We start from the raw sequence: 25,856 nt of genomic DNA on the forward strand, positions 1-25,856 counted from the left end.
CTCAGCGCCGGTCCTCGACGGGACCGAGGAAGTCGATCGCCCGCTGCGTCAGGAGCTTGGCGGCGTCCGGGGCGTAGGACGGCAGCGAGCGATCGGTGAACAGGTGCTGATCGCCCGGGTAGAGGAACAGCTCCGCGTCGGGATGCTCGGCGACCAGCGAGCGAGCGGCATCGACGTCCTCGGTGAAGAAGGGGTCGTCCTCCATGGCGTGCACCTGCACCGGCACCTTCCCGGGCCAGGCCGGACCGAACTCCGACACGGGGAGGCAGGCGTGCACCAGCAGCGCGCCCCGCGCCCCCGCCCGCGTCTGCGCCAGCTTCTGGGCGGGCAGCACCCCGAGCGAGAAGCCGGCGTGGACGACGTCGTCAGGAAGGGGACCGGCCGCGCGGACCCCGCGCGCGGTGATCTCGCCGAAGCCGACCTGCTGGACGTACCGGGAGCCCTCCTCCAGTGAGGCGAAGGTGCGCCCGTCGAACAGGTCGGGCGTGTGGACGGTGTGTCCCACGGCGCGCAGCTCGTCGGCGAAGGCGACGACTCCGGAGGTCAGCCCCTGCACGTGATGGAACAGCACGACCTCTGCCATGGTGAACTCCTCGCCCGTGGTCGGTGGATACTCTGGGCGCCGACACTATTCGAAAAGCGTCGAACAGTGTCGGCCTTCCGGCGATCTCCACCGAGGTGGCGGCGCGGTGTCCGGACAGCGGCGGCTCGGCGTACGGCCGGGGCGGCGACGCCTTCCAGCTCGGGCCCGACCGGCGGTTCCGGGAGCGGCCCGGCGCCGTGACCGATGAACAGGGGACCAGCACCGCGACTCCCCAGCTGGGGACGTTGTGACCGACGTACTGCAGCGTGTTCCGCCTTCCGCGCGCGGTGGTGAGCCGGCCCATGGCGAAGCACAGCCCCACGATGCCCCGGAGCAGCATGTACCGACCGAAGCGATGGATCAGGTAGAAGGCCAGGCCGGCGATGATCGCTGAGCGGGCCGGAGCCGTACCCCTTCGCCGGCAGCGCGGCCGTGGCCCACACACAGCAGAACGCAGGCGCTGACCACCGGTTCGAGCGCTCAACATACTTCATGCGGGGCCCGCGGCCATCGCGGTGTCAGGCAGGCCGCGGTGTCACGGCCGCTCGACGGGAAGCCACAGCTCGCAGGTCGCGGTGGAGAAGTCGGCCGCGCGGTCGAGGACCGCGACGACCGAGGGCCCGGGCCGCAGCCGCCACGGGTTGGACGGGAACCACTCGGTCGCGGTCGCCGCCCACGCCGACTGCAGGGCCTCGGGATGCGGCCCGCTGGTACGGAACACCGCCCACATGCCGGCCGGCACCTCGATGGCGTCGAGCCCGTCCGGGACCGGTGTGTCCCGGCCGAGGGCGACCCCGTGCAGATAGGTCAGCTCGGTGCCCTCCCGAGCGTCGGGGTCGACGTCGTCGCTGACCTGGAGCAGGCCCGCGGGCTCGGCGTCGCCGAGCTCCTTCAGGCGCTGGTGCTCCTCCTGCGGAATCGCGGCGATGTGCTGCAGGATGTGCGGGTTGACGCCGTGGTGGATGAGCGGGACCCGGGTGGAGTGTCCGACGAGGCGGAACGCGGGGCGGTCGGTGAGGCGGGTGTCCATGGGGGTGCTCCCTTCGACGGTCAGGCGGAACCTGAGCTGCGGTTGCGTACGCAGGGGGCCTCCGTCGCGGCGCACCTCCGCGGGGCCGGCGCCGTGGACCGCCCGGAACGCACGTCCGAACGCCTCACGCGACCCGTACCCGTGGCGGACGGCGATCTCCAGCAGGTCTTCCTCGCCGTGGACGACATCACCGGCGGCGACGGTCATGCGCCGCCGCCGCACGTACTCCGAGAGCGGCATGCCGGCCAGCGACGAGAACATCCGGCGCAGGTGGTACTCGGTCGTCCCGAGCCCCGCCGCCAGCTCCCTGACGTCGAGTTCCCCGGTGAGCTGCTCCTCGACCCGGTCGACGAGCTGGTTGAGTGCCGAGATCATGAGGCCTCCCTTCGCCGTCAACCCTGGCAGCGACCGCCCGGCCCCCGCCCGACCGCTGCGAACCGATCCGATCACATGGAAGTAGGGGGCTCCGCCGCAGACGGATGGTGGCGAACAGGAAGGGGAGGGGAGGGAGGAGGCCTCCGTCAGCCAAGGGTGTCGAGGGCCGTCTCGGCGACCGTCATGAGCGAGTCGCGGTCGGGGTTGATCGCCCCCATCACCTTGAGGCCCTGCATCGTCACGATGAGATAGCGGGCCAGGTCGCGGGCGTTCCGGGTGTCGGGCAGCTGCCCGTCGGCCTGAGCCGAGCTGATGACGTCGCGCAGCGCGTCCTCGATCGACGAGGTCGTCGCCCGCACATGCGCCGCGACCTTCGGATCCTGCGTGACACGCTCGGTCGTGGCGCCGACGATGAGGCACGACTTGCGGGCGCCGTCCTGGACGATGTCGTCCACCGTCGCCACCAGCACCTCACGCAGGAGCTCACGCGCCGGAGTACCCGCGCGCAGCATGTCGATCAGCGGCACGGCGTACAGCTGGCGGTAGCGGTCCATGGCGGCCAGGTACAGGCCGTCCTTGTTGCCGAAAGCCGCGTACAGCGACCCCCTGCCTACGCCGGTGGCCTCCACGAGGTCCTGGATCGACGTGCCCTCGTAGCCCTTGCAGCGGAAAGCGTCCATGGCGGCGTGCACCGCCGCCTCGGTGTCGAACTCCCTGACCCTTGCCATGCCGCAAGGTTAACCATTTGAGAACGAACAGTCAAAATGCCCTGTTGGCTGCCCCGGCCGGACCGGCCGGACCGGCGGCGCCGGCCGTCGGGCATCGGCTAACCCGACAGCCGCCCGGCGCCGGTGAGGAAGCCGCGCATGTACCCGGCCACGGTGTCGAGGTGACTCTCGAGGAGGAAGTGACCTCCGCCGGGGATCAAGTGGATCTCCGCGTCGGGCAGGTCCTTGGCGAACGCGCGCGCCCCGTCGGGGCCGAAGATCTCGTCCCCGGCACCCCAGACGGCGAGCAATGGCACCTGACTCTCACGGAAGTAGGTGTGCACCTCCGGGTAGAGGCGCGGGTTCGTGGCGTAGTCGCGGAAGAGGGAAAGCTGCGCGAGGTCGTTGCCGGGGCGGCTCACGTCGCGGTGGTCGGCGGTCCAGGTCTCGGGATCGACCAGTTCGGGCCGGTCGACCCCGTGGAGGTACTGCCAGCGGATGGCCTCCAGCGACAGGGCGGCGCGGACCCCGGCCTCGGTGTCCGGTCCGGGATTGTCCCAGTAGGCCCGCACCGGCAGCCAGAACTCCTCGACCAGACCCTCCTCGTAGGCGTTGCCGTTCTGGGTGACGATCGCGGTGATCGCGTCCGGGTCGCGCAGGGCGAGCCGCCAGCCGATCGGGGCGCCGTAGTCCTGGACGTAGATCGCGTACCGCCTGACGCCGAGATGGCGCAGCAGGCCTTCGGTGACGTCGGTCAGGGCGTCGAAGGTGTAGGGAAACGCGTCGTGCGCCGGGGTGTCGGAGTGTCCGAAGCCGATGTGGTCCGGGGCGATGACCCGGAACCGGTCGGCCAGCGCCGGTACGAGGTTGCGGAACATGCGCGAGCTGGACGGGAACCCGTGCAGCAGCACGAGCACGGGCGCGTCGCCGGGGCCCGCCTCACGGTAGTGAACCCGGTGTCCCGACACCGTTGCGTACTGATGGCGTACCTCAGTCATTGCCTGACCCCTCAATGTCTGGACGACGGGCTACCTCGCCTCAAGTAGACCCTCAGTCGCCTAACCTGTCAAATGTTTTTCAACGGTTAGGGATGGAGGTCGCGCCCCCTTTGAAAGGGGCGCAAGCGCCAGGAGTGGATGGGCGTCGGCTCCGTCGGCGATTACGCGACCGATCGGTACTTCAGGGTTGATCGGCTGGGAGTTGTCCGCGAGCTGCGACGTAGACGGAACCCGGGAGGGATGGCGCATCATTCTTGACCGTCTGGTCGGCATATCGTACCGTCGAGCGCGGGTCTCGTCCGCTTGTTGGCGGGCTGCCAGCGCGACCCCGCTGTCTTCACCTGGAAAGCCCTGGAGAGAAAGCAACATCATGCGAGTCGACATCTGGTCGGACATCTCCTGCCCTTGGTGCTTCATAGGCAAGGCCCGCTTCGAGAAGGCCCTCGCCGCGTTCCCGTACCGGGACGACGTCGAGGTGACCCACCGCTCCTTCGAACTCGACCCCCGGCTGACGCACATCCGCTCCACGACCGACACGGCCCACGCGGCGAAGTACGGCATGACCCCGGCAGCGGCCCGGGCGGCTGAGGAGAACCTCGGTCGCGTCGCCGCGGACGAAGGGCTCACCTACCTCGTCGACTTCCGGGACCACGGCAACACCTTCGACCTGCACCGCCTGCTGCACCTGGCGGCGGCCCGAGGACGGCAGCACGCACTGCTGAATCTTTTTTACGAGGGGAACTTCGCCTCCGAACGCTCGATCTACGACGCCGGTCACCAGGTGGAGGTCGCGGTCCGCGCCGGACTCGACGAGGCCGAGGTCCGTGCGGTACTCGCCGACCCTCAGGCGTACGCCGACGAGGTGCGTCATGACGAGGCAGAGGCCGCACGGCTCGGCGTCACCGGCGTGCCGTTCTTCGTGGTCGACGGGAAGTACGGTGTTTCGGGCGCCCAGCCGGTCGAACTCTTCGCGCAGGTACTGGAGCGCGCTTGGCGGGATCACGCGCCCAGGCCGACGCTCGTCGCCACTGCGGACCGGGCCGGGTGTGAAGCCGACGGATCCTGCGCGGTGCCCTCCGGCACCGGCCCCGTCGGGTAGAACGGCACCGAGACCTCACGGCACGCGACACCTCGCAGCACGCCCTCCTGGGCGACCACCGCACGGGAAAGGTTCGTCATGGACGTCACCTTCGCCGGACCGACCGGCGACCTGGCGCACGCGTACGTACGAGACATCTTGCATCCCGCGATCCTCAACCACAGCGTCCGCGTGTGGCTGCTGGCGGACCACCTGGGGCGGCAGCAGGGCCTCGAAGGTGAGGAACGCGAAGCACTCGCCGTGGCCTGCCTGTTCCACGACACGGGGACGGCGGCGGCCCACGACGGACCGCAGCGCTTCGAAGTGGAGGGCGCGGACGCCGCGAGCACGTTCCTGACGGACCAAGGGTGGCCCGAACCCCTCGTGCGGCAGGTCTGGGAGGCCGTGGCGCTGCACACCTCTCCCGGTATCGCGGAGCGGATGGGAACGCTGCCGAGGCTCGTCAGACTGGCGGTCCTGGCGGACTTCGGCAGGACCGACCTCATCGAGGCCGGCGACCGGGAGACACTGGCCCGCGCCCTCGATCGCATCCCGCGCCTGGACATCGAGACGGCGCTCGGCGACGCGGTCGTGGCGCAGGCTCTGCGATCCCCGGACAAGGCCCCGCCCTCCAGCTGGCCCGGTGGCCTCCTCGCCGCCCACCGGGCGCACCCGGACAGCACGGGCGTGAACCCCGCCTTCTGACAGCGCCCGCCGACATGTGCGCGCGCGCGTCGCGGGGTCCGTGACTAAGGTGGACTCAACGACGTGCCATCCCCATCAGCTCCGTCACCGCCCGCCTGAAGCGCGAGCAACCTTCAAGAGACAGAGCCAAGGACATGGACCTCAACCTCAAGAACAAGCGCGCCCTCGTCACCGGTTCGAGCGCCGGACTCGGCGCGGCCACAGCGAAGCTCCTGGCCGCGGAGGGCGCGGCCGTCGTCATCCACGGAAGGGACACCGACCGGGTGCGGAGCGTCGTCGACGAGATCCAGGCTGCTGGTGGCGCCGCCACCGCCGCCCTGGGTGACCTGGCCACGGACGAGGGCGCCGCCGAGGTCGCCCGCGCGGCCCAGGCCGACGGACCCGTCGACATCCTGGTGAACAACGCGGGCTTCTACCGCAACCTTTCGTGGGCCGAGGCGAGTTCCGGCGAATGGAACGACACCTACAACATCAACGTCGTCTCAGGTGTGCGCATGATCCAGCACCTGGTCCCGGCGATGCGGGAGCGGGGCTGGGGCCGGGTCGTCACCATCGGCGGCGGCCTCGGACTTCAGCCCTTGCCGGCGCACCCGCAGTACAACGCGACTCTGGCCGCACGACACAATCTGGCGGTCTCCCTGGCCCGTGATCTCAAGGGCACCGGAGTCACCTCGAACGTCGTCTCACCTGGGGCGATCCTTGTGGAGGCGACCAAGCAGTTCGTGACCGAGATCGGCCCGGCGCGTGGCTGGGGCGAGACGTGGGAGGAGATCCACGAGAACGCCGTCGAGGCCATGATTCCGAACGATCAGAACCGGTTCGGGGCTCCGGACGAGATCGCGGCAGCGGTGGCCTACCTCTGCGGCGACGTCGCCCAGTACGTCAGCGGCGCGACCCTTCGCGTCGACGGCGGGCTGATCCGCTCCGCCTTCTGAGCGGCCGTGGCGCCCGCCGTGGTTCCCGGCGGCCTGCGGCCGGCGGCCCCCGTCTCCGCAGGAGCCCGCGGAGCCGCTACGTCAGCTTGGGGGAGCGGCTGTTGCCGATGCCTTGGACAGCTCCTACGCTTACGCTCCGCCCGCCGTGATCGCACTCGTCGTCAGCGGGCAGCGGACCGTGTGCCTCCGCACTGCCAGCCTCACGCTCGCGACCGTCGTGAGCGTTGTCCGCCCTGTGGTACCCGTGTCAGGTCGCCACGAGCAGAGTCTGCGGCGCGATCGTTTTCATGCTCAGGCGAAGCCAGTCGAGCTGAGCCGTGGTCTGCGCCGAGCAGTCGTCGATGACACGGATCAGCTCGCGGTTGCGGACGGCCCGCGCCGCCTGCCCGACGAGTGACCAGGTGATGTCGGAGAGACTGACGAGCTGGTAGAGCTCCTGCAGATCGCGGAGCAGGCCCGCAGGGCCGGACCGGGCCGATGTCAGACCTGCGACGTGCATGCGCTCCGGGGCAGCCTGCGAAGGGCTGCCCAGGAACGCCGACGAGGACGCGAGGACGTCGGCCTGCTCCCGGCATTGCCGGGCGAAACGCGCTGTCGTCCACTGCACGTCGGCGTCCCCCGGATGGCCCTCGGAGACCACTGTGCAACTGGAGGCCACGGTGATCTGGTGCGCGCGCTGGAAGTCGAGGTACGTCACGAGATGCATGATGGCTCCCAACCGTCAGGTGGCGAGGTGTCGGGGTGACGCCGCCGGTGCTGACGCCGTACCGCGCGGAGCCGGTGCCGGGCCCGATCCGGCGGCGATCCGTTCGACGGTGACGGCGGCCACCTTCAGTTCGGGCTGCTTGGACACCGGATCCCAGCCGGTGAGCGTGAGTTCGTTCGCCGCGGAGGCCGGGCCCCCGTAGTGCCAGGGTGCGAAGACCACGCCTTCACGCACCCCGGAAATCCGTGCCGGCGCCTCTACACTGCCCCGCCGCGACGTGACGCGCACGATGTCTCCCTCGTCGACTCCCAGGCGACGGGCATCGGGCTCGGAGAGCTCGACCCACATGGAGGGAGCGGCGTCGTCGAGTTGCCGGCTGCGGCGGGTCTTGGTCCGCGTGTGCCAGTGATAGACGGTGCGGCCGGTGGTCAGCCGGAGGGGATATGCCTCGTCGGGTTCCTCGAACGCGTGCTCGTAGGGAGCGGCCTTGAGCAGGGCACGGCCGTCGACGCGCCGTGCCCGGTAGGCGGTCTCGCTGACCGGCGCTCCGGTGGAGAGGTCGTGTCCGTAGGTCTCGCACCTGTCGACGTCGGTGTTGAAGACGCCGTCGGTGTACAGCCGCTCGGTCCCTTCAGGCGCGTCCTGGGTGCACGGCCACTGGATGCCGCCGACGTCATGGAGACGGTGGTAGGTCAGACCCGAGTAGTCGCACGGTCGCTCCGCGCTGGCCGACTTCCACGCCTCGAAGGCGTCCTCGGGAGTGTCCCATGCCGGCAGAGGGCGGCCGGCGGCGTCCCTCAGATCGAGACGACGGGCGTAGTCGGTGAAGATCTCCTGGTCGCCGCGGGCCTGTCCGGGGGGTTCGACGGCCTTCTCCTGCAGGTGCACCGTGCGGTCGACGTTGGTGTACGTCCCGGTCTTCTCAGCCCAGAGCGCCGCCGGCAGAACCACGTCCGCCAGTTCGGTGGTCTCGGTGCGGTAGCCGTCCGACACGACGACGAAGCACTGGTCACCGGAGAGGATGCGACGGATACGTCCCAAGTCCGGCAGGGACACCGCGGGGTTGGTCCCGGCGATCCACAGGAACCCCACCGATCCCTGTTCCGCGTAGCGGAAGATCGTATTGGCGTCGGTGGGCGGCGACCAGTGCGGGATGACCATCGGGTCGACGTTCCACAACTCGGCGAGCTCACTCACATGCCGGCGGTTGTCCCAGTTGCGGAACCCCGGGAGCGCGGGTCCGCAGCCGGCCTCCCGGTTGTTCTCGGCGGAAGGCTGCCCGTTCATCTGCAGGATCCCCGCCCCGGGACGTCCGAGCATGCCGCGCAGCAGGTGCATGTTGTTGACCTGGCAGGAGGCGGCGGTGGCCTGATGTGACTGGTAGAAGCCCATGGAACAGGTGGACACGACCCGTTCACCCGTACCGAAGATCTCGGCCGCGGCGCGGATGTCGTCGGCGGGCACGCCGCAGATTTCGGCCGCCCACTCGGCGGTCGTCCCGCGGGTCAGGTCCCGCAGCTCGTCGAACCCCACCGTGTGAGCGTCGACGTACGTACGGTCCACCCGGTCATGGGCGATCAGCTCGTGCACCAAGGCGTTCATCAGAGCCAGGTTCGTCCCGTTGCGGATGGGCAAGTGCACCGTGGCGTGCTCGGCGACATTGGTCCGACGGGGATCCACGCACACGAGTTTCGGAGGGTTCTCGGCCGCCAGACGGTCGAGCATTCGCGCCCACAACACCGTCTGGGTCTCGGCGACGTTGTGACCGAAGAGGAACAACGTGTCACAGCTGTCGATGTCCGTATAGGAACTGGGCTGGCCGTCCGAGCCGAAGGACTCCTGGAACGCCGCCGAAGCGGTCGCGGTGCACAGCCGGGTGTTACCGTCCATGTGCGGCGTGCCGAGCCCCGCCTTACCGATCACCGCCAGCGTGTAGTACTCCTCGATCATCAGCTGGCCCGAGGTGTAGAACGCGTGACTCAAGGGCCCTTTGCTGTCGAGGAGTTCGCGAGACCGTTTCGCCACCCTGGTCATGGCGGTCTCCCAGTCAGTCTCCACGAGCCGGCCGTGACGCCGGATCAGCGGCGTGGTCAGCCGGTCGTGCTGCTCACCCTGCCACCCGTAGAGGCCCTTCGGCCCGAGACGGCCGTGACTGACCCGATCCTCGGCACGGCCCCGGACCCCGACCATCGTGCCGTCGCGGACCGCGATCTCCAGGCCGCAGCCGTTGGAGCAGAGCAAGCACGCCCCCCGTACCCACGTGTCGACGTCTTCCTCGCGCACGCCGTCGACAAGGAACTGGTCCACTCGCTCGGGCCACGGCGTGCCTCCCGTATGCGGTGTACGCGCCCCCCAGATGTCAGCAATACGGTCGGCGTTCATCGCTCACCGTCCTCCGGTTGTCCCACGGTGCGAACGGACTGTCGCCGACGATCGCCTGCCCGGGGTGATGCATACCTGAAGCTGCCACTTCGAGCGCCCGGATACGGCCCACCGCTGTCCTGTTGCTGAGGAGGGCCCTGGACCTGGGGCGGCGTGGAGCGTTGTGGAGTCGCTCCATACTCCCAACGGCCTACATGGCCCGCAACCGGACGCCTGGGGGCCGAGTTCCTCCCTGACTCACGGCAGCTCGGAGTCGGCCCCCTGGGCATACGACGGCGGAGTGCCGTGCGACGCGGCCCGCATGATGGCTCCCGGCACCCGCGGCGACGCCAGCAGGACGGCACGGTCGTCGTCACAGAGTGGCGTGCCCGAGTGGGCCGCGCCGAGCCGTGCCGCTCCCGCGTGGGTGGCGCGGTCGTGCCCGGTGCGCTGCCGGCGCTGTGACCCGGCCGGGACGTCCCGCGCGGCCTGGCCGTCTGCCGGAGCCCCCGTAAGCGTCCCGGTCACGCCGCTCGACGCGTGCAGGGTCAGTCCTGGCGTGCAGGGTCAGCCCTGCAGCCCGTCTCACGGGTAGTCCGCTGACCGGCTGACGTCGGCCCACTTCTCCGTCTCGGCGATACGGGTCCTCTCGGACTCCAGTGCCATGGTCACGGCCTGCGCGCCCAGCAGCAGACGCCGGGGCGGGTCGTCGGACGCGACGACGTCGAGGATGACCCTGGCCCCGCGGGCGGGGTCACCAGGCTGCTTACCGTCGTTCTCGCTGCGGTACCGGTTCACCGCGCCAACGCTGTCCTCGTAATCGGGACCCACCGGGTGCAGCACCATCGACGAGCCCTGCCAGTCCGTGCGGAAGCCGCCGGGCTCGACGATGACGACCTTGATCCCGAAGTTCGCGACCTCGTTCGCCAGGACCTCCGAGAAGCCCTCGACGGCGAACTTCGCGGTCTGGTAAGCGCCCATCCCGGGTGTCCCGCCCACACGTCCGCCCACGGACGAGAACTGCACGAACACCCCGGACCGCTGACCGCGCAGGACGGGCAGCGCGGCGCGGGTGACGTGGAAGACGCCGAAGAGGTTCGCCTCGACCTGCGCTCGGAAGTCGTCCTCCGTCATTTCCTCGATGGGCGCGCTGTTGGCGTACCCCGCGTTGTTCACCACGACGTCCAGGCGGCCGAAGGCGTCGACCGCCTCGCTGACGGCATGGCGTGCGGCCGAGGCGTCCGTCACGTCCAGCGCCACGGTGCGCACCCGGTCGCCGTACCGCTCGACGGCATCGGCGAGTTGCTCCGGCTTCCTGGCCGTGGCAATCACATGATGGCCCGCCTCCAGCGCCGCTGTCGTCAGTTCGCGGCCGAATCCGCGTGAGGCTCCCGTGATCAGCCAAGTCTGCGTCATGTCTTCGCCCCTCTCGGTGGACCGGCACCGCGACGGCGAAGCGCCTTGAAGCCTTCAAGGAACTCGAGGCCGGTAAGCACATCAGGCGGGCGGTGCCGGTGTCCGTGCGGGGCATTGCCGCTGTCGGACACCGCCCGACGCCTGCAACGGCCGTCTCCGCGCGGCCTTCACTGTGACGGTCAGCTTCAAGTGCAGCACAGACACGATCCGTTCGCACGACGGACCGACGTGGCCCATGTTCTCCCCTTCGTTGCACCGATCGCGCTGCCTTCCGCGGGCGATCAGCGGGACGCAGAGGCCGGTGGCCACTCGGCCCGCGCACGCCGCCGGCTTCCATGAGGCGGTGGGCCTCGGCGCGCGCTCAACGGGCACCGTACGCGCGACGCGGAGAGCGAATTCACTGGCTTCGGTCCGGGCGCGCAGCCGGTCCGGCCGACTGCGGCCCCCGAACGGTTCTTTCGGTCCACGTGGAGACTCCGGCACCCACGGCGACGGCAGCCCACGCGGGCAGTGCGATCCACACCAGGCCCTGGCCGGGCTTCTCGAGGAACGTGATGTCGAGAGTGGAGGCGACCGACAGGGTGGCCACCGCCGCCATGCCGAGCGGGAAGACGGTCGACCAGCGTCGCACGTCGTAGCGGAGCCGTGGCCGCACCGCCTCGAAGACCGCGAGGACGGCACAGCACGCGAGGGCCACAGCCAGGAGCGCGACGGTCGCATGGCGCAGGACGGCGCTGTCGTCGTCGTTCCAGAGGTGCATGCCGGAGTCCGCCGCGTCGAGCAGTACGGCCCCCGCGAGCGCGGAAATGGCCAACGCGCCGCCCGAGACCCAGTGATCCCCGGCCCCGCGAGCCACCTCCCGGACGTCGAACCGCATCAGCGCGGCGGCGTAGAGGAGGAGACCCGACCAGTAGAGCACCAGCGCGGTGTGAGCGAGCCACGCCGTCGAGGTGACCGCGGCCAGCGTCGCCCCCAGCACGGCGAGTCCTTCCGTGGCCACGCACGCGAGGAAGACCGACCCTGGCATGCGTCGCCCCCAGTGGCGCACGACCACCATCAGAAGGGCCGGCCACAGCAATGCCGCGAGGGCCAGGAGGGCGGCGCCACAGAGGTCCACCCGAGCAGGGAGAAGCGGGTGCCCAGTACAGCCGTGGCGGCGACGGCGGTCAGCGCTCCTGGCGTGTCCGCCCGCGCCACCCACCCCGCCCGGTCGGACAGCAGCAGGTGGGTGAAGTTCGCGGCGAGCAGGGTCCACGCGGCGCAGGCCGTCACGAGTACCACCCGGGACAGTGCCTCGTGACCGGTCAGGTGGATGCCGACCGACAGGATGCCGGTCGCCATCACCGCGGCCCCGGCGGCCGGGGCACGCGGTGCCCACCAGATGCGCAGCGAACGACGGTGGGGAGACGCCATGACGGTGATGTTAGGCAGGCCCGGGTCCCGGGCGGGGCGCCCACGCCGCAAGAGCCCACCCGTGGCCGAAGCCGAGCCCCGCGTGGCGGGCGGCACGCCGTACGGCCACCAATCCCGTGCGGCGCGGGTGCGGCCGATCAAGGTGGACCCCGTGATGCGTGACGGAACCAGCGAGGCCGCGTCACCCCGTGCCCGCCGGAGGACGGCGGCATGGCGGTCTCTCGCGGTCGTGACGCCGTTGGCCGCGGGCCTGGCGTTTCGGCACGAGGACGTGGGCCTGGCGGGCGCCTTCGGCGCGTACCTCGTCCTGGCGTCCTTCTCCTCCCTGGACACCAGGCCGGCCGGCCTCGTCGTCCTGTTCGCGGTGGTGTGCCTCGGTACAGCCGCGACAGCGGGCGCGGCCGCCGCCCCGGTTCCGGCCGCGCTGACGGCCGGGACCGCCGTGGTGGCGGCGGCGCAGGCTCTGGGAGAGATCGCCGGCGGCCCGCTGAGGATGACGGCGGCCATGTCGGCACTCGCGTTCCTCCTGGCCGGAGCCAACCTCGCCGCCGATACGTCCTGGTGGCTGTACGCCGCGTCGTTCGTCCTGGGCACGTGGTGGCAGAGCATGGTGCTCCTCGTCTCGGGCTCGCCTTCGGGGCCCGCCCTCGGAGAGTGCCTGACGGCGCTCCGACGCCGTGCACGTGGAGCAACCCGGTACGCGGCCACCCTCGTCGCTCTGGGGACAGCGGGCGCCGCGACGGCGTCCGCGCTGCCGCTCGGTCACGCGCAATGGCTGACGACCACGGCGCTGCGCGTGGCCAAACCCGACACCGCGGTTCTGGTGGGCCGTGCCCGGGCACGCATCGCCGGCACGCTCGGCGGAGGCGGCGCGGCAGCGCTCCTGCTGATGCCGCGCCTGCCTTCGGTGGTACTCGTCACGGTGGTCGCCGTGGTGGTCTTCGCCATGCAACTGGTGGGAGGGGCCCGCTACGGCTGGTGGTCGCTGTGCCTCACCGTCGTGGCGCTGGTGTTCACCATGGAACACGGCACAGCCGACTGGAGGCTCGCCGTGGAGCGGATGGTGCTGACGGTCGCGGGAGCAGCCCTGGCCCTGGTCATCTGCGCCCTCGCGGCCCGGTGCGGGCCGCGGCGACGGGTCAGCTGAGGACCCGTGCCAGCACTTCGGCCTCGCTGATCTCCGGATGTCTGGTGGCGGTGATGAGCGTCAGGGTCCGGCTGTTCGCGATCTCACGCAGATGCTCCAGGGCTTCCGTTCGTTCCGGATCGGCGAGTTCTTCGCGGTAGCGGCGTTCGAACTCCTCGAACCGGTCCGGATCATGCCGGTACCACGTGCGCAGGTCGCTGGAAGGCGCGACCTGCTTGCACCACTCGTCCAACGCGGCCTTCTCCTTGGCCAATCCGCGAGGCCACAGCCGGTCGACCAGCACCCGCACGCCGTCCGTGTCCTCGGGTTCCTCGTACGCTCGCCGTACTCGCACTTCGTGATGCGTGGACACACCGACCTCCGTGCATCTCGTGCCTCTCGCGCCCCGGTGTGCGCCCGGGCCGGCGGAGGCGAGCCGTCCGGACAGACAACGCTACCCGGGTATGTCCCGTGCGGGACACTCGCCGATCGTCGGGGCGCACACTGCCGACCGCGGACGTGCATGGCGCAATCCTGCCGCCGGTTTCACGTGACGCCGCACCGGCGCGCGGTCCGCCACTTCGAGTGAGCGGTCACCGCAACGCGGTTCTACGGTTGGATGAGGAAGTCGGCGTCCAAGCAGCGCACGGGGCCCGCAGCGACCGGCAGGCCCTCACACAAGGCTGGAGCAGCTATGGCAGATCACCCGCCAATACCACCGTTCACCTACGAGTCGGCCGTCAAGAAGGTTCGCATGGCCGAGAACGGCTGGAACAGCCGTGATCCACACAAGGTGTCACTTGTCTACACGGAAGATTCCCGCTGGCGAAACCGCGATGAGTTCGTCACCGGCCGTGAGCAGATCGTCGAGTTCCTCACGCGTAAGTGGAGCAGGGAGCTGGACTATCGACTGATCAAGGAACTGTGGGCATTCGGCGGCAACCGCATCGCGGTGCGATTCGCCTACGAATGCCATGACGCATCAGGGCAGTGGTACCGCTCGTACGGCAACGAGAACTGGGAATTCGACGACGACGGTCTCATGGCGGTGCGGCACGCCTCGATCAACGACCTAGCCATCAGCGAGTCCGAGCGCCGGTATCACTGGCCGCTCGGTCCCCGCCCGGAGGGCCATCCGGGACTGAGTGAACTCGGATTCTGATTTCGCTGTCGTGAAGTGGGCGCGGTTGGCGCGTGATTGAGCGGCCGGTGCTACGCCATGTCGCCTACGGAGCGGGGCATGCGGCGGCGTGTCGGAGACGCGAAACATCCTCCTCGCGTATGAGTGCCGTATGCAGCGGAACAATCCACGGAACGTGTCGGCCGAAGGCAGGCCCGCCTCCTCCGCGCCGACACGCATACTGACCGTCACAGTCGTGGCCGTGGGCGGAGCGGCCGGTGCGCTGGCGCGGTTCGGTGTCTCCGCACTGTGGCCCAACGGCACCGATGCACACCTCATGTGGCAGCAAGGCGCTGCTGCTTTCCCCTGGACCACGCTGGTCATCAACGTGGGCGGCTGCTTCTGTATGGGCGCCCTCGTTTCGTCGTTGAGGAACTGGCCAACAGCCCCTCCTTGGTTCAGCGCATTCCTCGGCACGGGAGTGCTCGGAGGCTTCACCACGTTCTCGACGTACACGGACGACACACGGCGCCTGTTGGAGAACGACCAGCCGTGGAACGCCGTCGGCTACCTCCTGCTCACCCCGGCGGCCGCCATGGCGGGTGTGGTCCTGGGCTGGATGTGCGCCGCGGTGCTCCGTCGCCGCCCACCGGGGCGGAACGAGACGCGATGACCAACTGGCTGCCGGTGCTGGCGGGAGGCGCGGTCGGCGCCCCCGTACGCTATCTGATCGGCGTGACAGCGACCGCGCGTACGTCCTCTCCGTTCCACTGGGGAACATTCCTTGCCAACATGGCAGCGTCCCTGTTGCTCGGATTCTTCGTGGAGGCCGGTGGCGAGGGAGTGTTGACCCCAACGGGGCAAGCGCTGCTGTCGACGGGGTTTTGCGGCGCGCTGTCGACGTGGTCCACGTTCTCCAGTGAACTCCTCGCCATGACACGCGGTCGCCAGTTCGTCGGTGCGATCGGCTATCTCTCGCTGACCGTCGTCGTGGGACTGGCATTGTCCTTCGCCGGTGCCGAGATCGCCAGGGCGCTGTGGTGAGCACCGCCATCGCTCGGCGGGGTGAGCCGGAGGCATTCGACATGCTGGAATTACGCCGGTCGGGTTACGCTGGCGGAAAGACGCGACCTCAGGCCGCCCCCGGCTTCTGGCCCTGCCCGCGCTGACCGCCCGTCAGGTGGTGCGCGTGGATGAAGGGCGGCCGCAACAGGCGCTGAACCCCACCGCGGTGCGGAGTTCCCGGAACAGCGTGAAGGGACTACTCATGTCCTTCGTAACTGCCGATGACGGTACGGACATCTTCTACAAGGACTGGGGGAGCGGCCAACCCGTCGTCTTCTCCCACGGCTGGCCCCTCAACGCAGATGCCTGGGATCCCCAGCTGAAGCTGATGGCCGACAACGGGTACCGGGCCATTGCCCACGACCGGCGTGGCGGTGGTCGTTCCGGCCAGAGCTGGGAGGGCAACAACCTCGACACCTACGCCGACGACCTGGCCGCCGTGATCGAGAAACTGGACCTCCGCGACGTGATCCTGGTCGGACACTCCACGGGCGGCGGTGAGGTGACCCGCTACATCGGCCGGCACGGTACGGACCGTGTCGCCAAGGCCGTGCTCGTGGGCGCCATTCCGCCCCTCATGCTCAAGACCGACGAGAATCCCGAGGGAACCCCGATCGACGTCTTCGACGGCATCCGTAAAGGGGTGGAGACCGACCGCTCGCAGTTCTACAAGGACCTGAGCGCGTCGTTCTACGGTGCCAACCGGGAAGGCTCCACGGTCACCCAGGGCACACGCGACGAGTTCTGGCTCTGGAGCATGACCGTCGGCATCAAGGGTGCCTACGACTGCGTCAAGGCCTTCTCGGAGACGGACCTCACCGAGGACCTCAAGAAGATCGACGTACCCACTCTGATCGTCCACGGCGACGACGACCAGATCGTCCCGATCGCCGCCGCCGGCGACAAGAGCTCCAAACTGGTCGAGAAGGCGGTCTACAAGGTGTACCCAGGCGCGCCCCACGGCCTGGCGATGGTGCCCAAGTTCGCCGAGACGTTCAACGCCGACCTGCTGGAGTTCGCATCGAGTTGAGCCGTCTCGCTGTGCCATGCGTTCCGGCCACTACAGGGGCCGGAACGCAGTCCCACCTGGGTCGGGCGAGCGGTCGTGCTGTCATGTGACGTACCGTCTGTGCCGTCTGTCCGCGACCGGCTCGGAGCTGGTTGGTCGGCGGTGGGCATCCTGGCGGCCCGCCCCAGCGGCCGCTGGGGCGGGCCGTGACGTGCGGGGGAGGGTGTTGGGGCGCATGGAGTGGATGACACCGCAGCAGGCGGCGCCGCTGGCGCGGTACGCGGCCGTGTTCGAACCAGGAGACCCGGCCCGCACCGGCCGGATCACCTTCTTCGACCCGGCCGGTGACGCGCCGCCGCACGTGCCCGGCGGCGAGCCGGGCGTGGCCGACCTGGTCGTCCCGCACGGCGACGGTCTCACGGTGCGGACCCTGCCCGTACTGCGCCTGACACCGGCCCGCGCCCTGCCCGTCCTCCTCCTCGCCCACCGCACCGCCACCTCCCCACCCCCCGCCACCTCCACCGGCGTTGACGGCGGCCTGTCGCATCCGGCCGCCGCCTACTGGGGAGCCGTCCTCGCCCTCGCCCTGCACCTGACCGCCCGGGAGCGGCTGCTGCCCGGCGTCTCCCCGTCCGGCTACGACACCTGGCGGGCCGGACCGTTCGACGCCGCCGACATCGCCCGCCTGCGCGCCCTGCAGCAGGCCGCGCCCGGCGAGGCGGTCGCCGTGCCCGGCACGGACCCCGCCGTACTGGTACGGGCCTTCCTCGACGCGGTCGCCGACACCCTGCCGCGCACCCCCGCCGCCCGCCTCGCCACCGGACGGGAGGCGTTCGCCGCACCGGAGCCGCAGCATGTGCCGCACCTGCGTGCCTGGGCCGAGGAAATCTCCGCCGGCCTGGACTCCGGCCTGCGCATGTCCCTGCGCGTCGAGCTCACCACCGGCCCGCCCGGCACCCGCCACCCCGGCCCCGGTCCCGACTCCCACCATGACCCCGGTCCCGACTCCCACGCCGGCCCCGGCTCCAGGGAACGGGACGGGTGGCCGCGGCCGCGTCTGGTGCCCCGCGCCCACAGCCTGGCCGATCCCACCCTCGCCGCGGACGCCGACGAACTGTTCGCCCGCGCCGACCACGCCCTCGGCCCCCGCGCCCAGGCCGACATGGTGTCCGCCGTGCGCCGCGCGGCCGGTGTGTGGCCGGCCCTGGAACGGCTGCTGCCCGTCCCGCGCGCCTTGGACCTCACGGACGGGGAACTGCGCGAACTGCTGGACGGCGCCGCGGGCCGGCTGGCCGGGCACGGCATCGACGTCACCTGGCCCGAGACCCACGCGGGGGCGCTCACGGCCCGCGCGGTGGCCGGCGCCGACCGCGAACCGCCCACGGATCTGCGGTCGTTCTTCACCGGGGACGGCACCGTAGACCTGCGCTGGCGCCTGGAACTCGACGGCGAACCGCTCACCGAACGCGAGGCCGCCGCCGTCGCCGACGCCGGGGCCGTGGTGCGGCTGCGGGGCCGCTGGATCCTGGTCGGCGCCGGCATCGCCCGCAAGGCCCGCCGACGCCGGCTGCCGCCGCTCACCGCGATCGAGGCGCTCGCCGTCGCCCTCACCGGCTGCACCGACATCGGCGCCGAACGGGTCCGCGTCGCCCCCACCCCGTGGCTCGACGCCCTGCGGCACGCCCTCACCGCCCCTCACCCCGGCCCGGCCGGACAGCCCGCACGGCTGGCCGCCACCCTCCGCGACTACCAGCTGCGCGGCGTGCACTGGATGGACCGCATGACCTCCCTCGGCCTGGGCGGCTGCCTCGCCGACGACATGGGCCTCGGCAAGACGGTCCAGCTGATCGCCCTGCACCTGCTGCGCCAGGAACGCCCCGCGGAGCGCGGCCCCACCCTGGTGGTGTGCCCGGCCTCCCTGCTGGGCAACTGGGAACGCGAGGTGGAACGGTTCGCGCCCGGCACCCCCGTGCGCCGTTTCCACGGCCCCGCCCGCACCCTCACCGGCGCCGACGACGGTTTCGTCCTCACCACCTACGGCACCATGCGCCTGGACGCCCCCCGGCTCGCCGCCCAGCCCTGGGGCCTCGTCGTCGCGGACGAGGCCCAGCACGTGAAGAACGCGCGTTCCTCCACCGCCGCCGCGCTGCGCCTGATCGGCGCCCGCGCCCGCATCGCGCTCACCGGCACCCCGGTGGAGAACAACCTCTCCGAACTGTGGGCCCTGCTGGACTGGACCACGCCCGGACTGCTCGGCACCCACCACCACTTCCGCACCCGCTGGATCGCCCCCATCGACAGCGAAGGCACTCGCACCACCACAGCCGAGGCGGCGGGGGAGCAGCAGCCGACCGCCCGGCTGCTGTCGGAGCTGGTGCGGCCGTTCCTGCTGCGCCGCCGCAAGACCGACCCGGGCATCGCCCCCGAGCTGCCGCCCAAGACCGAGACGGACCAGCCGGTCGGCCTCACCGCCGAACAGGAGGCCCTCTACCGAGGGCAGGTGGAGTCGGTGATGGCCGAGATCAAGGCGGCAGCCGGCAGCGGCATCGCCCGCAGCGGCCTGGTGCTGAAACTCCTCACCGGCCTGAAGCAGATCTGCAACCACCCCGCGCAGTTCCTCAAGGAAGGCAACGAGGCGGCACTGGCGGGCCGTTCGGGAAAACTGGAACTGCTCGACGAACTCCTTGCCGCCATCACCGCCGGCGGCGGCGCGGCACTGGTGTTCACCCAGTACGTGACCATGGCCCGCCTCCTCGAACGGCACCTGCGCGAGCGCGGCATGCCGGCCGCACTGCTGCACGGCGGCACCCCGGTCGCCAAGCGGGAGGAACTGGTGCGCCGGTTCCAGGACGGGGAGTTCCCCGTCTTCCTGCTGTCGTTGAAGGCGGCCGGCACCGGGCTGAACCTCACCCGCGCCGACCACGTCGTGCACTACGACCGCTGGTGGAACCCGGCGGTGGAGGCGCAGGCCACCGACCGCGCCCACCGCATCGGCCAGACCAGGCCGGTGCAGGTGCACCGGCTGATCGCCGAGGGCACCGTCGAGGACCGCATCGCCGCCCTGCTGGAGGCGAAGAAGGAACTCGCCGACGCCGTCCTCGGCACCGGCGAACAGGCCCTGACCGAGCTGACCAACGAGGAGCTGGCCAACCTGGTGGAACTGAGGAGTACGACATGAGCCAGGCACACCACGCCGCCGCCCGCGGCTTTCCCGCCTTCCCGGCACGCCGCGGCGGGCGCGCCGGCGGCCAGTCCTTCTGGGCCCGGCAGTGGACGGCGGCCGTCGAGGACGTCTGGCCCGAGCAGCAGCCCCTCAAACAGGGCCGCTCCCTCGCCCGCAGCGGCCGCACCGGCCCGCTCACCGTCAGCCCCGGCCGCGTCGACGCCCGGACGGAGGAGGGCGAGCGGACCTGCACCACACGGCTGACACTGACCGTCCTGGACGACGACGCCTGGGACGCCCTGTGGGAGAAGGCCGCCGACCGGCCGGCCGAGACCGAGGCGCTGCTCGCGGGCGAGCTGCCCGAGGACCTGCTGGAGGCTGTCGAGGACGCCCGGGTGCGCATGCTGCCCGGCTACGGCGACCTGGACGCCGACTGCGACTGCGACACCCTCGGCCACCCCTGCCCGCACGCCATCGCACTGGCCTACCAGCTGTCCTGGCTCCTCGACGACGACCCCTGGCTGCTGCCGTTGATTCGGGGCCGCAGCACGCAGCAGGCGGTGGAGGACCTCAAGTCGGCGCTGCTGCTCAGAGCGTTGGCCGGCGACGACGCAGACGACCCGGACGACCCGGACGACCTAGACGACGCATACGACGTGCTCGGCAGCGAGCCGTCCGCGCCGGCCGGCACGCCGGACCCCGACGCGTACGCCGCCCAGCGCGCGGCCTACGCCCGCCCCGCCACCGCACTGCCCGCCCTGCCACCGCTGCCGGAGCCGCCCACAGTGCCCGAGGAGCCGCTGACCGGCATCGAGGCCGACCCGCTGGACCGGCTGGCCGCGGACGCGGCCGTGCGCGCCCGTGAGCTCCTCGCGCACCTGCACGGGTTCGACGCCGCACCGCCGGAACCGCTCGACGAATGGCAGGACACGGTGCGCCTGGCGGCCACCCACCCCGACCCACGAGCCGTGGAGCGCCTGCGCGCGGGCTGCGGCCGCCCCGCCGACGAACTGGACCGCGCCGTGGCCGCGTGGCACACCGGCGGCCGGACAGCCCTGGAGGTACTGGAGCGGTCCTGGATCCCCACCGGGCAGCAGACCGCGCGGGCCCGCACCGCGCTGGCCGTCGGCTGGGCGGACGAGCTGCCCCGCATCGACATCGACGGCAACCACTGGACCGTGACCGGCCGCGGACTGCAGCTGCGCCTGGGCCACGACGGCCGCTGGTACCCCTACCGCCGGCGCGACGCGGTGTGGTGGCCCGTGGGCCCCTCGCACGGCGACCCGGCCGAGGCCCTGTCCGACCTACTGGCCCCGGTGGACCAAGAGGCTCCTGGCGACCTACTGGCCCCGGTGGACGAAGAAGCTCCTGGCGACGGCTCGGGAAGCGGCTGACCGCGGTGTGGCGCGGCCGGGGGAGGGTCAGCCGACCGCCCGCTTCACGAGCTCGGCGATCCGCTCCTCCACCTCGGGCGTCACTGCCGTGAGGGCGAATCCGGCCGCCCACATGGCCCCGTCGTCCAGCTTCGCGTGGTCGCTGAACCCCAGGGCCGCGTACCGGGCCTTGAACTTCGCCGCGCTCTGGAAGAAGCACAGCACCTTGCCGTCGAGGGCGTAGGCGGGCATGCCGTACCACAGCTTCGGCGCCAGCTGCGGCGCGGCCGCGGTGACCACCTCGTGCACCCGCCGGGCCGTCACCTTGTCCTGCCCCTGCATCTCGTCGATCTTGGCGAGCACGTCCTGCTCCGCCAGCGCCGCCTTGTCCGCCCGCGCACCGCGCCGCGCCGCCGCCTTCCGCTCCTGGGCGTGCTCCTTCATCGCCGCCCGCTCCTCGGCGGTGAACCCCTCGTAGGTGCTGCTCTTCGTGCCGGCCATGATCGCTCCCGGTGCGGTGTGTGCGTGGCTTGTTGTCGGCCCAAGCCTGCCCCGCACCACCCCCGACGGCCTCCGTGCCGACCACGGAACCCACTACGGAAACACCTCCGTACGGGCGCGCGCAGCTTCGGGCCCGCGCTGCGGCGGAGTGGGAGCCGGGGGGCGTTGCCTCCAGCTCAGGAGCGTGGGTGGTCCCGGGAACGGTCGGCTCCGTACGCCGCCGTCGAGGCATGCGCGGCGTGCACTACGCGCCGGACGGGTGCGAGTCGGACGGCCGCAGCGCCACCAGCGCCGTGTCGTCGTCGTTGTCCGCGGTCAGCAGACCGCCGAGCAGGTCGTCACAGAAGGATTCCAGCGGGCGTCGGGCGGCGGCTGAGGCGTGGCGGCGCAGCCGGTCCAGCCCGTCGGTGAGGTCTTCGCCCCGGCGCTCCACCAGGCCGTCGGTGTACAGCAGCAGGGTGGAACCGGGGAGCAGGGGCTGCACGGCGGTGCTGTAGCGGGGGTCGGGGAGGAGGCCGAGCATCGGCGAGCGGCCCTCGTGCAGGAAACGCGCGGTGCCGTCCGCCTCGACGAGCAGTGGCGGGGGGTGCCCCGCCACCGAGTAGTGCAGCTCGAAGCGACCGGGCGCCCGGTGTTCGACGCGGGCCAGGACGCACGTGGCGGTGCACTCCAGGTACAGAGTCTGCAAGGAGGTGTCCAGACGTCGCAGGATCTCGCCGGTGGGCTCCTCACGGTCAAGGGTCAGCCCGCGCAGCATGTTGCGCAGCTGGCTCATCGTGACCGCGGCGGGCAGGTCGTGGCCGGCGACATCGCCGACGGTGAGGACGGTGGCGCCGTCGCGCAGCACGAAGGAGTCGTACCAGTCGCCGCCCACCTCGGCGGCCGAGGCACTGGGCCGGTAGCGGACGGCGATGCCGAGGCCTGGGACGTCCGGCGGTTCGGTGAGGAGGCTGTGCTGGAGGGCGTACGCCACCTGCCGGGTGCGCTGGTACTCCAGGGCATGGCCCAAGGGGGTGTGGGCCCGTTCCAGGAGCGCCTGCAGCAGGCTGATCTCCGGCTGCCCGAGGGACGGGCGGTCGCCGTCTACGGAGGCGACGACCAGAGCGGCGGTGGTTCCGCCGACGACGACCGGGAGCAGGACGACACTGTTGGCGTCGGGTGCCAGCCAGGGCGCGGCGTCGGGTGGGACGAGATCCGGCGGCGGTGAACCGGGCGGGAAGACGGCGTGGATCGGCCGGCGCAGGTCGGCGGCGCGGGCCAGGGCACTGCCCGGCCCCAGGCGCTCGGTGTGGAACGCGGGCGGGCCGGGCCGCCTCTCACGGGTCACAGCGGCGACGCGTTCGGCGGTCAGCGTGGTCCCCGGCCTGCGGTGCAGGGCCTGTGGAAGGAGGTACGAGGTGCAGCTGTCGGCGATATCGGGCACGATCACCGCGGTGAGGGCCGCGAGCATCTCGTCCGGCCGGGCGGTGTCGGCCGTCACCGCGGTCGCCCGTGCCAGCAGTTCCTCGCGGCGGGCGTCCTGCCACTCCTGCTCGACGTCCCGGCAGGTACCGATCCACTCGATCACCGTGTCGCCGTCGCGGACCGGTGCGGCGTCGACGGCGTAGTGCCGGTAGCCGCCCGTGGCCAACCGCAGCCGGTAGGTGTGGGTGAAGTGCGGCTGCATCTCGCGCAGAGCCCGGCCCCACCGCTCGATGACGGCGGCCCGGTCGTCGGGGTGGACCGCGGCGATCCATCCGTCGCCCTTGAACTCCTCCCAGCTCTGCCCGGTCACCCGCTCCCAGCCGGGGCTCGGCTCGGTGACACCGCCTTGCGGGCCCGTCACCCACACCATCTCCGACCCGGCCCTCACCAGGCTGCGGTACCGCATCAGCGCGCGGCGTCGCTCTTCGTACAGGACACGGATCCGTCGTGCGGCGGTCACCTGTTCCGTGGTTTCCATGACGACCGCCAGCACCCCGCGACTCCCGTCGCTCACGGTCGCGCGAGAGACGCTGAACGTGAAGTAGCGGGTGCCCTCCTGCGTGGAGTCCGGGAAGTCGAGGTCGATGGGCACGGCCGTCAGCACCTCGGCCTGGCCGGTGGCCAGGACCCGGTCGAAAATGGCGAAGTAGCCCGACTGCTCCAGGTCGGGGAAGGCAAGCCGCAGAGGCCGGCCCAGCGGACGGTCACCGAAGGTTTTCCGGTAGACGGCGTTGGTGTAGGCGAGCCGGTGCTCCGCCCCTCGCGTGAACACCACACCGATCGGAGCGGGATCGAACATGTCCAGCCTCATATGGGCCTCCACCTGCCCGTACTCCGAAGCGAACGTGAAGGGCAGCGCCTCCCCAGTACCCCGTGTCCGAGGCCCGACGCGAGGCACCGGTCGGCGAGGCCGCCGCGCCCTGGGCGCCGGCGTGGTCCCGTTCGCCTCCGGCGGCGGGGCGAAGACCAGGTCCGGTCCGCTCAGGCGGCTCCGACCACGTCCGTACCGCCCCGCCGCCCTGCGCGCCTCACGGAGGGGTCATCTCGCCGTCAGCTGGTCAGTGGCGGCAGTTCGACCGGGTAGGGCTCGGCGAAGTCCGCCGAACGGCTCACCGCCTCCCACGCGCCCGCCTCGTCCAGCTGACGGCGGGAGTAGTCGAGCGCCAGGCTCACCGCGTTCACCCCGAGCAGCAGGTGACTGGGAACCTCGCCGCGGCGTACGGTCCGCACGATGATCTCCGCGGCACGCTCCGGGTCGCCCGCGCTGCCGGCCGCGCCCTGGCGTACCCGGCGGTTCATGGCGCCCACGGTGGCGTCGTAGGCGTCGGGGACCGGGTGGACGGTCATGGAGGAGCCGGCCCAGTCGGTGGCGAAACCGCTCGGTTCGACGACCATGAACCGCACTCCGAACGGCGCGGTCTCCGCCGCCACCGACCGGGTGAACCCGTCGACGGCGAACTTGGCCGCCTGGTACGAGGCGATTCCCGGCGATCCGCCGACCCGCCCGCCCACGGAGGACACCTGCACCACGGTCCCCGACCCCTGACGGCGCAGCACCGGCAGCGCCGCCCTGGTCACGTGGTACACGCCCCAGAAGTTCGTCTCGAACTGGGCGCGGAAGTCCGCGTCGTCGGCGGTCTCGGCCGGTGACACGTTCGCGTAGCCGGCGTTGTTCACCACGACGTCGAGGCGTCCGAAGCGGTCGACCGCGGCGTCGACGGCCGCGCGGGCCGCGTCCGCGCTGGTGACGTCCAGCGGCAGGGCGAGGACCCGCTCGCCGTACTCCTCCAGCTCCGCGGCGAGCGCCTCGGGGCGGCGGGCGGTGGCGACGACGAGGTCACCCGCTTCGAGGACAGCGGTGATCAGGGCGCGCCCGAGCCCGCGGGAAGAGCCGGTGACGAACCAGACCCGCTGCTGCGCGTCGCGCGTGTTGTCTGCACTTTCACTCATACCACTTAGCGAAACACTGTTCTCCAAATAATGCAACAACGTTGCGCTAAGTGTTCCTATGATGGCCCTATGACGCAGCCAGCCTCCTTCCAGCGGGCCCGCAGCCCGGAAGCCAAACAGGCACGCGAGACAGCGATCCTGGAGGCGGCCCGCTCCCTCGGCCGCGCACGCGGCATCCGCGACGTCACCCTGACCGACATCGCCACCGAAGTGGGCATGCACAAATCGGCCCTGCTGCGCTACTTCGAGACCAGGGAACAGATCTTCCTCGAGCTCACCGCGCAAGGCTGGCGCGAATGGTCCGCCACCCTCCGCGCACATCTGCACATCACTCGGAAGGCCGACCCTGCCGCCGTCGCGGACGCCTTCGCCGCCACCCTTGCCGCACGCCCGGTCTTCTGCGACCTCCTCGCCCAGGCCCCGCTCAACCTCGAACGCAACGTCTCACTCGATGCCGTACGCGACTTCAAGCTCGTCACCCTCCATGAAGTCGCCCTCATCGGCACCGAGTTGAACCGCTTGCTGGGGCTCGACGAACAGCAGGTCCTCGACCTGGTCTCCACCGCCACCGGCATGGCCGGCGCCCTGTGGCAGATGGCCAGCCCCGGCCCCCGGCTGCGCGAGCTCTACACCACCGACCCCCGGCTCGGACACGCCGTCGTCGAGGTGGAACCCCGCCTGCGCCGCATACTCACCGCGTTCCTCACCGGAACGAAAGCCTGACCCCGCTGAAAACCCGCTCAAGACGCGCTCGTGAACCACTCGGGTTCCCGCCCGG

22 protein-coding genes and 1 pseudogene are annotated in these 25,856 nt (G+C 71.1%); 11 read left to right on the forward strand and 12 right to left on the reverse strand.

The window, feature by feature from the left end:
• Position 1: 1 nt before the first annotated feature.
• The 4 genes from ACIF8S_RS12050 to ACIF8S_RS12065 all read right to left on the reverse strand — a co-directional run bounded on the left by ACIF8S_RS12050 (position 2) and on the right by ACIF8S_RS12065 (position 3,693).
• Positions 2-583: a dienelactone hydrolase family protein gene (locus ACIF8S_RS12050; protein ID WP_399998892.1), complete on the reverse strand. Its 582-nt coding sequence runs from the start codon at positions 581-583 to the stop codon at positions 2-4.
• Between the two features lie 535 nt (positions 584-1,118).
• Positions 1,119-1,988, reverse strand: a complete 870-nt coding sequence (locus tag ACIF8S_RS12055) for a GyrI-like domain-containing protein (RefSeq protein WP_399998893.1) — start codon at positions 1,986-1,988, stop codon at positions 1,119-1,121.
• 146 nt (positions 1,989-2,134) lie between these two features.
• On the reverse strand, positions 2,135-2,716 hold the full coding sequence (locus ACIF8S_RS12060; protein ID WP_349794999.1) for a TetR/AcrR family transcriptional regulator: 582 nt from the start codon (positions 2,714-2,716) through the stop codon (positions 2,135-2,137).
• Positions 2,717-2,814: 98 nt separating this feature from the next.
• A complete protein-coding gene (locus ACIF8S_RS12065; RefSeq protein ID WP_399998894.1) occupies positions 2,815-3,693 on the reverse strand; it encodes an alpha/beta fold hydrolase in 879 nt (292 codons plus the stop codon).
• A gap of 370 nt (positions 3,694-4,063) precedes the next feature.
• Between ACIF8S_RS12065 and ACIF8S_RS12070 the strand changes: the two genes are divergently transcribed.
• The 3 genes from ACIF8S_RS12070 to ACIF8S_RS12080 all read left to right on the forward strand — a co-directional run bounded on the left by ACIF8S_RS12070 (position 4,064) and on the right by ACIF8S_RS12080 (position 6,411).
• Positions 4,064-4,792: a DsbA family oxidoreductase gene (locus tag ACIF8S_RS12070; protein ID WP_399998895.1), complete on the forward strand. Its 729-nt coding sequence runs from the start codon at positions 4,064-4,066 to the stop codon at positions 4,790-4,792.
• A gap of 78 nt (positions 4,793-4,870) precedes the next feature.
• A complete protein-coding gene (locus ACIF8S_RS12075) occupies positions 4,871-5,476 on the forward strand; it encodes an HD domain-containing protein (protein ID WP_399998896.1) in 606 nt (201 codons plus the stop codon).
• A gap of 134 nt (positions 5,477-5,610) precedes the next feature.
• The gene (locus tag ACIF8S_RS12080; protein WP_399998897.1) at positions 5,611-6,411 is read left to right on the forward strand and encodes an SDR family NAD(P)-dependent oxidoreductase; all 801 of its coding nucleotides are present in this window, start codon (positions 5,611-5,613) and stop codon (positions 6,409-6,411) included.
• 247 nt (positions 6,412-6,658) lie between these two features.
• Here the strand turns inward: ACIF8S_RS12080 and ACIF8S_RS12085 are convergent, their stop codons facing one another.
• From ACIF8S_RS12085 to ACIF8S_RS12100, 4 genes and pseudogenes are all read right to left on the reverse strand, one after another.
• Positions 6,659-7,108 (reverse strand): hypothetical protein, encoded by a 450-nt coding sequence (locus tag ACIF8S_RS12085; RefSeq protein WP_399998898.1) that lies wholly within the window; start codon positions 7,106-7,108, stop codon positions 6,659-6,661.
• Between the two features lie 24 nt (positions 7,109-7,132).
• Positions 7,133-9,499 (reverse strand): molybdopterin oxidoreductase family protein, encoded by a 2,367-nt coding sequence (locus tag ACIF8S_RS12090; protein ID WP_399998899.1) that lies wholly within the window; start codon positions 9,497-9,499, stop codon positions 7,133-7,135.
• Between the two features lie 564 nt (positions 9,500-10,063).
• Complete coding sequence (locus ACIF8S_RS12095) at positions 10,064-10,894, reverse strand: oxidoreductase (protein WP_399998900.1); 831 nt, start codon at positions 10,892-10,894, stop codon at positions 10,064-10,066.
• Between the two features lie 397 nt (positions 10,895-11,291).
• A pseudogene (locus ACIF8S_RS12100) lies at positions 11,292-12,307 on the reverse strand (tellurite resistance/C4-dicarboxylate transporter family protein).
• A 61-nt stretch (positions 12,308-12,368) separates the two neighbouring features.
• Here ACIF8S_RS12100 and ACIF8S_RS12105 point away from each other — a divergent pair.
• The gene (locus tag ACIF8S_RS12105) at positions 12,369-13,454 is read left to right on the forward strand and encodes an FUSC family protein (protein ID WP_399998901.1); all 1,086 of its coding nucleotides are present in this window, start codon (positions 12,369-12,371) and stop codon (positions 13,452-13,454) included.
• Here the strand turns inward: ACIF8S_RS12105 and ACIF8S_RS12110 are convergent.
• The gene (locus ACIF8S_RS12110; RefSeq protein ID WP_399998902.1) at positions 13,447-13,806 is read right to left on the reverse strand and encodes a DUF488 domain-containing protein; all 360 of its coding nucleotides are present in this window, start codon (positions 13,804-13,806) and stop codon (positions 13,447-13,449) included. The two genes, ACIF8S_RS12105 and ACIF8S_RS12110, sit on opposite strands and share 8 nt — an antisense overlap.
• Positions 13,807-14,127: 321 nt before the next feature.
• Here ACIF8S_RS12110 and ACIF8S_RS12115 point away from each other — a divergent pair, with 321 nt between their 5' ends.
• The 6 genes from ACIF8S_RS12115 to ACIF8S_RS12140 all read left to right on the forward strand — a co-directional run bounded on the left by ACIF8S_RS12115 (position 14,128) and on the right by ACIF8S_RS12140 (position 21,184).
• Positions 14,128-14,595, forward strand: a complete 468-nt coding sequence (locus ACIF8S_RS12115) for a DUF1348 family protein (RefSeq protein WP_399998903.1) — start codon at positions 14,128-14,130, stop codon at positions 14,593-14,595.
• A 214-nt stretch (positions 14,596-14,809) separates the two neighbouring features.
• A complete protein-coding gene (locus tag ACIF8S_RS12120; protein WP_399998904.1) occupies positions 14,810-15,226 on the forward strand; it encodes a fluoride efflux transporter FluC in 417 nt (138 codons plus the stop codon).
• Positions 15,223-15,597, forward strand: a complete 375-nt coding sequence (locus tag ACIF8S_RS12125; protein ID WP_399998905.1) for a fluoride efflux transporter FluC — start codon at positions 15,223-15,225, stop codon at positions 15,595-15,597. Before ACIF8S_RS12120 ends, ACIF8S_RS12125 begins: the two co-directional genes overlap by 4 nt.
• A 223-nt stretch (positions 15,598-15,820) precedes the next feature.
• Entirely contained in the window at positions 15,821-16,648 is an 828-nt protein-coding gene (locus ACIF8S_RS12130; protein WP_399998907.1) for an alpha/beta fold hydrolase, read from the forward strand.
• A gap of 214 nt (positions 16,649-16,862) precedes the next feature.
• Positions 16,863-19,805, forward strand: a complete 2,943-nt coding sequence (locus ACIF8S_RS12135) for an SNF2-related protein (protein WP_399998908.1) — start codon at positions 16,863-16,865, stop codon at positions 19,803-19,805.
• Complete coding sequence (locus ACIF8S_RS12140; RefSeq protein ID WP_399998909.1) at positions 19,802-21,184, forward strand: SWIM zinc finger family protein; 1,383 nt, start codon at positions 19,802-19,804, stop codon at positions 21,182-21,184. Before ACIF8S_RS12135 ends, ACIF8S_RS12140 begins: the two co-directional genes overlap by 4 nt.
• 27 nt (positions 21,185-21,211) lie before the next feature.
• Here ACIF8S_RS12140 and ACIF8S_RS12145 read toward each other — a convergent pair whose 3' ends face one another.
• The 3 genes from ACIF8S_RS12145 to ACIF8S_RS12155 form a co-directional block, all read right to left on the reverse strand.
• Positions 21,212-21,664 (reverse strand): iron chaperone, encoded by a 453-nt coding sequence (locus tag ACIF8S_RS12145; protein ID WP_399998910.1) that lies wholly within the window; start codon positions 21,662-21,664, stop codon positions 21,212-21,214.
• A 244-nt stretch (positions 21,665-21,908) separates the two neighbouring features.
• Complete coding sequence (locus ACIF8S_RS12150) at positions 21,909-23,927, reverse strand: SpoIIE family protein phosphatase (RefSeq protein ID WP_399998911.1); 2,019 nt, start codon at positions 23,925-23,927, stop codon at positions 21,909-21,911.
• A 251-nt stretch (positions 23,928-24,178) separates the two neighbouring features.
• Positions 24,179-25,078 (reverse strand): SDR family NAD(P)-dependent oxidoreductase, encoded by a 900-nt coding sequence (locus ACIF8S_RS12155; protein WP_399998912.1) that lies wholly within the window; start codon positions 25,076-25,078, stop codon positions 24,179-24,181.
• A gap of 69 nt (positions 25,079-25,147) precedes the next feature.
• On the opposite strand from ACIF8S_RS12155, the gene ACIF8S_RS12160 reads away from it, so the two are divergent.
• Entirely contained in the window at positions 25,148-25,801 is a 654-nt protein-coding gene (locus ACIF8S_RS12160) for a TetR/AcrR family transcriptional regulator (protein WP_399998914.1), read from the forward strand.
• The last annotated feature ends 55 nt before the right edge of the window (positions 25,802-25,856 follow it).

It is taken from the genome of Streptomyces sp. NPDC085937 (genome assembly GCF_044540535.1).
GTDB lineage: Bacteria > Actinomycetota > Actinomycetes > Streptomycetales > Streptomycetaceae > Streptomyces.

What these genes read in the sequence shown, in the direction of transcription:
- ACIF8S_RS12080 (WP_399998897.1), top strand. Translation starts at nt 5,611, where the DNA reads ATGGACCTCAACCTCAAGAACAAGCGCGCCCTCGTCACCGGTTCGAGC.
- ACIF8S_RS12090 (WP_399998899.1), bottom strand. Translation starts at nt 9,499, where the DNA reads ATGAACGCCGACCGTATTGCTGACATCTGGGGGGCGCGTACACCGCAT.
- ACIF8S_RS12055 (WP_399998893.1), bottom strand. Translation starts at nt 1,988, where the DNA reads ATGATCTCGGCACTCAACCAGCTCGTCGACCGGGTCGAGGAGCAGCTC.
- ACIF8S_RS12135 (WP_399998908.1), top strand. Translation starts at nt 16,863, where the DNA reads ATGGAGTGGATGACACCGCAGCAGGCGGCGCCGCTGGCGCGGTACGCG.
- ACIF8S_RS12150 (WP_399998911.1), bottom strand. Translation starts at nt 23,927, where the DNA reads ATGTTCGATCCCGCTCCGATCGGTGTGGTGTTCACGCGAGGGGCGGAG.
- ACIF8S_RS12095 (WP_399998900.1), bottom strand. Translation starts at nt 10,894, where the DNA reads ATGACGCAGACTTGGCTGATCACGGGAGCCTCACGCGGATTCGGCCGC.
- ACIF8S_RS12125 (WP_399998905.1), top strand. Translation starts at nt 15,223, where the DNA reads ATGACCAACTGGCTGCCGGTGCTGGCGGGAGGCGCGGTCGGCGCCCCC.
- ACIF8S_RS12115 (WP_399998903.1), top strand. Translation starts at nt 14,128, where the DNA reads ATGGCAGATCACCCGCCAATACCACCGTTCACCTACGAGTCGGCCGTC.
- ACIF8S_RS12145 (WP_399998910.1), bottom strand. Translation starts at nt 21,664, where the DNA reads ATGGCCGGCACGAAGAGCAGCACCTACGAGGGGTTCACCGCCGAGGAG.
- ACIF8S_RS12060 (WP_349794999.1), bottom strand. Translation starts at nt 2,716, where the DNA reads ATGGCAAGGGTCAGGGAGTTCGACACCGAGGCGGCGGTGCACGCCGCC.
- ACIF8S_RS12155 (WP_399998912.1), bottom strand. Translation starts at nt 25,078, where the DNA reads ATGAGTGAAAGTGCAGACAACACGCGCGACGCGCAGCAGCGGGTCTGG.
- ACIF8S_RS12140 (WP_399998909.1), top strand. Translation starts at nt 19,802, where the DNA reads ATGAGCCAGGCACACCACGCCGCCGCCCGCGGCTTTCCCGCCTTCCCG.
- ACIF8S_RS12065 (WP_399998894.1), bottom strand. Translation starts at nt 3,693, where the DNA reads ATGACTGAGGTACGCCATCAGTACGCAACGGTGTCGGGACACCGGGTT.
- ACIF8S_RS12070 (WP_399998895.1), top strand. Translation starts at nt 4,064, where the DNA reads ATGCGAGTCGACATCTGGTCGGACATCTCCTGCCCTTGGTGCTTCATA.
- ACIF8S_RS12130 (WP_399998907.1), top strand. Translation starts at nt 15,821, where the DNA reads ATGTCCTTCGTAACTGCCGATGACGGTACGGACATCTTCTACAAGGAC.
- ACIF8S_RS12050 (WP_399998892.1), bottom strand. Translation starts at nt 583, where the DNA reads ATGGCAGAGGTCGTGCTGTTCCATCACGTGCAGGGGCTGACCTCCGGA.
- ACIF8S_RS12160 (WP_399998914.1), top strand. Translation starts at nt 25,148, where the DNA reads ATGACGCAGCCAGCCTCCTTCCAGCGGGCCCGCAGCCCGGAAGCCAAA.
- ACIF8S_RS12075 (WP_399998896.1), top strand. Translation starts at nt 4,871, where the DNA reads ATGGACGTCACCTTCGCCGGACCGACCGGCGACCTGGCGCACGCGTAC.